The sequence below is a fragment of the Bacillus sp. V3-13 genome (assembly GCF_002860165.1).
Lineage (GTDB): Bacteria > Bacillota > Bacilli > Bacillales > Cytobacillaceae > Bacillus_BJ.
In genome coordinates this window covers 108767-117675 of sequence record NZ_PGUZ01000044.1, presented here as the reverse complement: position 1 = coordinate 117675, position 8909 = coordinate 108767, and the positions used below count along the sequence as shown (strand labels likewise).

General features: G+C 37.0%; 7 protein-coding genes and 1 pseudogene. 3 read left to right on the top strand and 5 right to left on the bottom strand.

Going from position 1 to position 8909, the window contains the following annotated elements; translation table 11 throughout:
- The first annotated feature begins 123 nt into the window (after positions 1-123).
- Positions 124-342, top strand: a complete 219-nt coding sequence (locus CU633_RS22580) for a hypothetical protein (RefSeq protein WP_142383430.1) — start codon at positions 124-126, stop codon at positions 340-342.
- 329 nt (positions 343-671) lie between these two features.
- Here CU633_RS22580 and CU633_RS16735 read toward each other — a convergent pair whose 3' ends face one another.
- Complete coding sequence (locus CU633_RS16735) at positions 672-1247, bottom strand: hypothetical protein (RefSeq protein WP_257958915.1); 576 nt, start codon at positions 1245-1247, stop codon at positions 672-674.
- Positions 1248-1596: 349 nt separating this feature from the next.
- Here CU633_RS16735 and CU633_RS16730 point away from each other — a divergent pair, with 349 nt between their 5' ends.
- Both CU633_RS16730 and CU633_RS16725 read left to right on the top strand, forming a co-directional pair.
- Positions 1597-1977, top strand: coding sequence for a VOC family protein (locus tag CU633_RS16730; RefSeq protein WP_101661724.1), 381 nt, complete (start codon positions 1597-1599; stop codon positions 1975-1977).
- A 109-nt stretch (positions 1978-2086) separates the two neighbouring features.
- Positions 2087-2509: a DUF1801 domain-containing protein gene (locus CU633_RS16725; protein ID WP_101661723.1), complete on the top strand. Its 423-nt coding sequence runs from the start codon at positions 2087-2089 to the stop codon at positions 2507-2509.
- A 304-nt stretch (positions 2510-2813) separates the two neighbouring features.
- Here CU633_RS16725 and CU633_RS16720 read toward each other — a convergent pair whose 3' ends face one another.
- The 4 genes and pseudogenes from CU633_RS16720 to CU633_RS16700 form a co-directional block, all read right to left on the bottom strand.
- Positions 2814-3383 (bottom strand): ATP-binding cassette domain-containing protein, encoded by a 570-nt coding sequence (locus CU633_RS16720; protein WP_257958913.1) that lies wholly within the window; start codon positions 3381-3383, stop codon positions 2814-2816.
- A gap of 319 nt (positions 3384-3702) precedes the next feature.
- Positions 3703-4446 (bottom strand): hypothetical protein, encoded by a 744-nt coding sequence (locus tag CU633_RS16715; RefSeq protein ID WP_101661721.1) that lies wholly within the window; start codon positions 4444-4446, stop codon positions 3703-3705.
- Between the two features lie 1312 nt (positions 4447-5758).
- On the bottom strand, positions 5759-7105 hold the full coding sequence (locus tag CU633_RS16705) for a polysaccharide deacetylase family protein (protein ID WP_101661719.1): 1347 nt from the start codon (positions 7103-7105) through the stop codon (positions 5759-5761).
- A gap of 169 nt (positions 7106-7274) precedes the next feature.
- Positions 7275-8616, bottom strand: a pseudogene (locus tag CU633_RS16700) (IS4 family transposase).
- Between the last annotated feature and the right edge of the window lie 293 nt (positions 8617-8909).

Here is an 8909-nt window from a genome sequence, read left to right as displayed (position 1 = left end):
AGATATGGAGAATGTTAAAATTCTATTGTCCAGGGAGAAGGCATTTAACCCAAGCAAAACTCCGTTTTGCCTCCTGTGTACCGATCTTACTATGGATGTCGTGACCATCTTTGAGATTATCATGTGCGCTGGGAGATCGAAACTGGTTATCGTTATTTTAAGGAGTTAATGGGGTTTGACCAATATCAAATGCTTTCTTTCAAGGCCATCGAGCGATACTGGGTGATCCAGTACCTGACACAGAACTTTCTTGAACAGCAGAGACATGAATGGTCCCAGAATTCATCACTGACACCCGGTGATACTGTCAGAAGGATCAGGACTGAAATTTCGGCCAGCTAGTTGTTTATGTCTATCAAGAAGGATTAGCCAAAACGCCCTTGAAAAAGGTGCTGAATACTCTAAAACTCATCGCTTAAAAAAAGGAGATCTTTTGAGTACACTACCCGTATGCCCTTTTTTAGAGATTTAATAAAAATCTGCAAGAGTCAAGTAACTTTAATTATAAGTAAACATATAACTAAATATGCTTGTTCTAAGAAATGTCTTAATCCCCTTGGAATTGACACTTTTCCCCCAGAGGGTAAAGGTGTTTGGTCCCATTGCAGGCTCGAATGAGGTGGTGTATTTTAGGTGTGACATAGCAGCAAAAGAAGCAGGATAGAACGACGTTACTTGTATCTTCTCTTCTTGTAGAATTCAATTTGTTTGTTATTCATCCCTCTGTTCAATGCGAGAGCTCCTTGTGCACCGCCAACGGAATGCTGTTGTTTTGTATTTGAACTTTCTATTGCAGAATTTGTGCCAGCAGCGCTGAATTTTCCTCCTCCGCTTCCCACCTGGGTCGCTGAAGAATCGGTATCCTGACCCGTGAGATTTATTTGATTATTAATAACAAAGACAATCTCATCGTCATCAACCTTATGTCCCTTCTTATCATGAGGCTCAATCTGCTTGCCTCTCATACCAGTGTTCACCGCCTCACCATCAGCCCCGACACTCTGCTGCTGCTCGGTATTGGAAGAATCAATCGCGGCATTATTACCCGCTGCACTGCTGCGTCCGGCTCCACTTGCAATCTGTGTAGTATTTGGTGAATCCGTGAACTGGTTATTGATCACCACCACCACCCGCAATTTTTCCGGCATCGGATATTCAATTGTGTTCTCATGTCCATCAGCTTTAAGGGTAATTGAAACAAAGCCATCATCCGGCATATCATCAATATTCTTTTTTTCCTCAGGCATTTATTTCCCTACTTTCATCAGAAAAGTTTTATTCAATTATAAGTTATGTGGGACATCTGATTTGGAAATGGACAATCTCCCAGGGGACAAAATATTAGTAACTTTGCTCGATAAGGCTGATTTTATTTCTTGTGAACGTGGTATTTAAAAGTTAGTTATTTTCTTAGATTTTTTAAGTTCTTGGATAGATATTCGGTTATATACTTATCAACCTTTCAAGGTTGATAATACGAAGGGCAGGTCGTGATAATACAATCTTTATTTATAGGTAGTATCAAAATATTTGGAAAAGGATAAATTTAAAAGTTATAGAAGTATATAGTTGATGGACAAAATGGGAGGTTTAAGAATGGAAAAAACAATGCCGATAAAAAACCAAATGAATGGTGTGTTTGTTCATGTAACTAATTTGAAGGCTGCAGCAAAATGGTACTCTAATTTGTTGGGATTAGATGTTGATTTGGATAAAGTAAAATCACCTGTCCATAACATACCAATAGTAGGGACAACATCTCTAACTCTAGATGACCACGCCTTTGATCCCGAATTTAAACATAATATAAGTCCCAGCCCAATTTTTAATCTTAATGCTCCAAAAATTGAGGAAGCATATCAGTATATTAAAGACAAAGGCATTGAAATTGTCCGAGATATAGAATGGGTAGGGGATACCGCCTGGTTCAACATAAAAGATCCAGACGGAAATGTGGTTATGATTTGTAATTGTTAAGTGAATAGAAAGGATTTACAGGTGGGTACCTTTACCTAAAACAGTCAGATAAGTATGGAAGTTTTAATAACTTTCATGGTAATTAAAAAAGAAAGGATAAATTGTAATCATGTATGAATTAAAAACAAAAGAAACCGAAAACAGTGTCATTGAGTTTATCGAGAATGTTGAAAACCCGAAAAAACGTGAAGATGCATACAAATTATTGGATATTTTTACTGAGACGACAGGTTACAAAGCGAAGATGTGGGGACCGAGTATTATTGGATTTGGTTCATATCATTATAAATATGAATCCGGTCATGAAGGCGATGCACCACTAGTTGGCTTTTCAGCTCGCAAAGCCAAAATCAGTTTGTATTTTGCCACGGGTGACACTAAACGAGAGGAATTGTTAAAGGACTTTGGAAAACATACGACAGGAAAAGCGTGTGTGTACATCAATAAAGTAGCTGATATTGATGTTGATGTTTTAAAAGCGTTAATCAACCAATCTGTGGCGTTTTTGAAAAAAACGTATCCGAACAATTAAGACGTGTAGACAGAGTAGATGACTTAAGATTTGGATATTTCGAATCCGACTGTTGATATGATTGCCATTGTAAAGAATCACCTCCCAGGATGTTGCTTCCTGATGAGGTGATTTTTTTATGCAACTCTTCGGGCCATCCTGAGGTTTTAATCAATCGTTTGTTCAAAAATCAGGATTTATCTTAGCAACAAAATAACATGTTCAGAAAAGTTATTTAAAGCAATAGAGAATATTAATAGTACAAATTATCGGACATCCGCTAAACAAAAAAGGACCGGGCGGTTTTTGACCCGGTTTGCGTAACTTACTTCAGATCCATTGGTTCCAGTTTATATTGATTGATGCGAAATACATGATCGCAAAGAATATCAATGTCTTCCTGATTATGACTTGTAATTAAAATTGTACGCCCCTCATCCTTGAATGATAATAATAGATTTCGAATTTTATTTACACTTTCTGCATCCAAAGCATTAAAGGCTTCATCTAGTATAAGCACTTGTTGCTCTTCCATAATTGCCTGAGCAATAGCTAATTTCTGCTTCATGCCTAAAGAATAATTCTTAACTTTTTGCTTGGCTTGGGGTTGTAACCCAACGGTCTCCATTGTTTCAGCAATCTTTTCGTCGCTAATTTTCCCTCTGATTAGTGCCAATTCTTTAAGATTTTGAAATCCGGTTTTATTTGCAATATAACCGGGACGATCTATAATAATACCAAAATTATCTGGAAACCTTTTGCTCTTTCCTATTTCTGCCCCTTCAACAGTAATCGTACCGTTATCCGGGAATACAAAGCCACATATCATCTTAAACAAAACAGATTTACCAGAACCATTGGGGCCTATAATACCATATATTTTTCCTTTTTCCACATTTAAGTCAACACCGTCAAACAGAGTTAACCCCTTATACGTTTTTTAATGAAATAACCGACATACTTTCACCCCGTCTACTATATTTTTAAACTCCGTTTAAACAAGTAATTCATTACAGCAAAAGCAAGAACGTTCATGACAATTAGAATGGACGTTAGATAATATGGTGAATAATCAGTTAAGTAAACAATACTATTTAATCCAACTGGTATTACACCTGCCGCATTAACACCCGGCAGCATTAATACCATGAACACGCTGATTAACAGAACAGCATGTATTGATTCTTTGCTTATCCAAGAAACAATAAACACAGCTAATATATAAAAAACAATCTGTAAGAAACCATTGATAAAGAAGTTAAAAATGTTACTCCCATGGCAATTGAAAAATAAGTTGTTGGAGATAGAAAAGCCATTTCCTTCGGCAATATTTTAAATCCAATACTGCCTCCAAGGAAAATTATCATACTGATTAAAAGCATGAAAAGTTTGTTTTTGGTCAATACATAGACAGTTGCAAACACTAGATGTAACAATGAAAGTGTTAACATTAATAAAAGCAACTGCCCTGCGAATGCAGATATAGGTGTTGCAAAGAACCTTACTAAATCGTTAAGAGTATTAAATATATGGTCGGTCCCACTGAGCTGGCTCCAATCCCATGAATAAGGAAATCCAATCATCGTAAACAAGGATACAAGTACCCATAGGAACATTAATGGAGCGCTCCGCATCCAAAAATGCCCAAGAGAATGATACACCCATCTTTTGAATGATCCTAAACGAATTAAAATCTGATAATCAAAATCTACTAAAGCGGACTTTATTGAAAAAAATAGCACCACAGGAATGATGAAATATACAATAAGGTACATATCATTCAGCAAACGCAAAATAATATCCCAAATATTAAAAGATATTCCGATTTCGTGAGCTGCATTGACGATTTCTTTCTTCAGCATAAAACCGTAAAAGTAAAAAATGACTCCTATCACCAGCCATTTAATGCTTATCAAATCTTCAAGAAATTCTTTCATGCGAAGATTTCCTTGTTTCATACTTTATATCATCCATTCTTTTTGATTACGGATAGCGAATACAAAGAGCCCTATTAAAACGATTAGCAGAAATGAAAATGGCACCAGTACAGTCCAGAAAGGTTGTTCTACAATGTTGAATGGAAAAATAGTGCTTAGTGGCGAAAATTGTGGTACTGTCAGTACACCCGTTACAAAGTTAAAGATATGATAAAAAAGAAACGGCACCGATAAAGCTACAAAAGGATTGTTTATAATAAGCAGTAACACAAAGGCAATAGTAGAATAGACTACTGCATTAATGGAAACCCACAGCGAATAAGTCAACCCATAAGGTCAAATCTCCATACATATAAGAGCTGCGAAAAAGTGCCTCCAGGTGGTATAACCGCATACTCATTTATAGGGGAATAAGAAATCATACCTAAATTCGGTTCCATGTAAACGGCAAAAACAAACGAAAGAAAAATTAATAAAAATGTAACCAATCCTGTTAAACAAGTGTTTATAAGTCCTTTACTAAGTAGATAAGTATTCAATGGAACTCTGGTACGGGCATATGGAATAAAATTATTTCTTTGTTCTTGTAGAAAAGATGGTAAATAAATCATAATAACAAGAGCGGGAAAAAGTAACGGAATCAATGATGATACCATTTCCTGAAATACTTCAACAGGTTCAAAAAACGGGTATCCCTCTTTTATCGTATAAAACCTTATAGCCGGTAAGAGGATAATAATAGCTATTCAAAGTAATAAATTTTTTACCGTGCACGCTCTTTTCAGCTCAACTACTAATTGATTGCCAAGCATCCGTTTCACCCCTAATAAAATATCGATCGATTTGAACATATAAAGGATCTATTGTATGAAAGTCCATAAGCTTTCCATGCCTAGGATATTTTAGCGAGGTCTTTCCTGATTCTCAGCAGAAATAATGCATAGCCAACAACGTTCAAAAGCACTAAACCCAGTATCCAAACTAATGTTAACCGGCCCGCATGATACACTTGAATTAATCCCCAGACAGTAAATAAAACGTAGTAAATTGTGAAGCCTATAGCGAATAGGAATATTCCAATCATACGAACATCCACTACTTCCAACATAACAAGAGATTGGTCCGTTCCATAGTACGGTTCACTTTTGAATAAAGAAGGTATCCATCGCTTGTTGTCTTCATAGGAATAATCAGGGTTTTGGAGATTCGATGCCACCGAATCTCTAATATATATAGAAGATGATAATACAGTGATGGTACAAATCAGAAAGCTTAGAAAGAAAATAGAGATTGATCCCTCTAATCTACAATTTACTTTCTGTCATTGATCCCATCATTTATATGCTTTTGTATTTAATAAAGTAGATACATCAACAATTTGAAAACCTCTGCTTTTTAGTTCTTCGATAATGACAGGGACAGCTTTAGCAGTTTCTGTTTTATCTTCATCACTGTGCATAAGTATGATATCTCCATTTCGAACATTATCGAATACATTCTTCTGTATGTGCACTTGCTCACGCTGGGACCAATCCAGTGTATCTAAAGACCATAAAATGATTTTATAATCGTTCTTTGCTGCAACCTTTACAAGCTTGACATCTGTTTCACCATAAGGAGGTCTGAATAAAACCGGTGACTGCCCGATCACTTGGTGAATTGCTTCAGATGTCTTCGCCAGGTCTTGATCTATTTCTGCATCAGATTTTCTTGGCAGTTCATGATGATAAAAACTGTGGCTGGCTATTACATTTCCATTATCGTAGGCAGATTTAACTACATCTGGATTCTTTTGAACTTTCTCCCCTATAAAAAAGAAGGTTCCTTTAACATTATGTTTTTTAAGGGCTGCAATGATGCCAGGGGTTACTATTCGATCTGGACCATCATCAAAGGTAAGAGCCACCATCTTTTTATTCGGTCCATTTACAAATACATCATTTGGATAATTATTTGGAAAGGCAAGGATATCATCTCGCCATTGTAACATTCGTTGCCAGGCGGGTTTCGAAATGTTCTGGGATGTGCCCTTAATTTCAAGGAGGTATTTATTCGGGGCTCCCACTGTCCCGGTATTAATATCACTGGGGCTATATACAGAAATATGATGTGCTTTCCCTGTTTCTTTTGGAATAATCCATTTTAATTGAAACTGAGAATTAACTTTATAAGTATAAATATCGTCGGTATTATTAACTGAGGTTTTAAAGGGAGGGCCCATTACTTGTTCGATTGAGGATAGGGTTAATTTTTGGATTGCTCGATCGTAGGAGCGCACATCAAAAATGCGACCGTCTTTTGTATAGCCAAAAGCCGCCTGTTTTTTTGTATAGGTGGCATATAAACCGTTTCCTGCCTTATCAACACGGTCAGGATTACCCCAATCCTTTTTTACGTCTGAAATTGTGTTATGAGAGGCAACAAAAGGAATATTGTGCGCTTTACCTGTTTTGGAGCCGGAAACTATTTGTGAGATTGTTGTAGTCGCAGCTTGTTCTTGAATTTGTTCATTTTTAGATGGAATCGTTTTATTTGGATCCGATTCATTTGGAGTTATTTTAAAAGGGGGGTTCGATTCTATCGGGTGGTGTATTTGTTCATTGCTATTATCCTGATTTTGGTTACACCCTGCACAAAGAAGAATTATAAAACTATATATTGTCACTTTAAAAAGCTTCATATTCCATCACCCTTTAGATAATATCCTTTTGTAAATAACATATAGGATTTTTCCTTCACCGCCAATTATTAATTTATATGCATTTGCCCCTTAAAGGTTTAATTCAATAACGCAATTAAGTTTTTGTTGATTAATTCTATTTAAGTAATAAAGTAATTACTTAAATATCTCAACTTTCGCATACGGACATACCTAACAAACCCTTGATATACTTGAGCAAGCTAGTGAAGAACTTGTCAAAAATCTCATTGAACTTCTCTTCTGTAAGGATAAGAACTTCCTGAACGGCAGATTTAAACAGGTCGATGATCAGAAACATTGCGGTGGCAAATCTAATATCCTCCAATTCGTCGTAACACAGGAAAAATAAATCACCAAAGCTTCGAGAATCCTTACTATCCCTGGATTCCATTGCCAAGAGTATATATTGGGCAAATACAATGCTCGTATGCGCAAGCATCATATCGTAGGAACGACCTTGAAATTCCTTAGCCAGTCGGAGATATGACTTTGTCATTTTGAAAAACACTTCAACATCCCAACGTTTACCATAGATACGAATGATTTCTTCCGGCGGTTACGATCCCGAACAAACACGATCTTGGCCTTAACTCTTCGCCTTGTTCGTTTGTTCCCAACGTAACGATGACAGAAGCAAGTATTTTAGCTTTGCCGCGCTTTTTGCGAACCGTTTTGTACAGTGCATTCAAATTTAGTTTTTGTCCATTGTAGACGTAGTACACTTTTGGCATGGCTTTAAGCATACAAATAACGTGCATTCCATGTTGAAGTACTTTCATGATGGTAGCCGGGAAGCTAAACCAGCTGTCAAACAAGACATAAGAAGCCTGGGCTCCTGCGCCTAACGCTTGTTTAAGGAGATCCAGCAGGGTTTCCGAAGATTTTCTTACAGCTTCTTTGCGCCGCTGATATCCGGTAGTCCGTTTGTCCATATCCTCACGCATTTCAACGTAACGATTGCTTTTCTTATGGGAACCTAGTAATGAAAAACAAAGCGGAACGAACGTATTACCGTCTGACCAGCCTAATGTGAGCATTCGGAACCCACGAACAAATTTACCAGTCGTATGATCATGTACATTCGCCAAAAGCTCAACTGCCTTACTGCGGGCACGCGAATAGAGTGAATCGTCAAAAATCAGCACCTTTACACGGTCTTCCTCTGTTAATGGATCCATTTTTGACCGAATCAGACCGCAGCTAAGAAGCAGTAGAAACCGACGCCAGTTGTAGCGGCTGGAATTCAGAAAACGATACACGGTGTCTTTTCCAGGACGGTCCGTTGTATCTTCTTTTTGTAGAGTCTGGTACAGATTTTTATTACCAAACACCAGAAGAAAAAGAAACTTGAAGAGTTCAAGGCAGGTGAAACCGCATTCCTTAAAGAAATTCGACTGCTTTAATAGCGTCCCAATACGCTGTTCCTTGAAAAAACGATCAACTTTTGATGTCAACTGTTCGGAATCCGAGGAATTTGATATGATAGACATGAAAAATATCCTTCCTTGGTAGAGTTTGGTGTGGTAACTTCATTTTACCAAAGGAAAGGGTGTTTTTGTTTTCTTTTATGCAAAATTCCCCAGTAACTTCAAGGTTTTAAAGTGTAATTGAAGGTGCGAAAGTTGAGTTATTAATTTAACCATACTGCTGGTCGATGTAAATTGAGCCAGGGAAGTGCGTAAATAGCATACGACATTTCCCTGCTTCATATCTGGAACATACAAGCAGCGGCGAGTAACATATAGATTATACACTTCTATAAATACAGAGCTAATTTACAAAT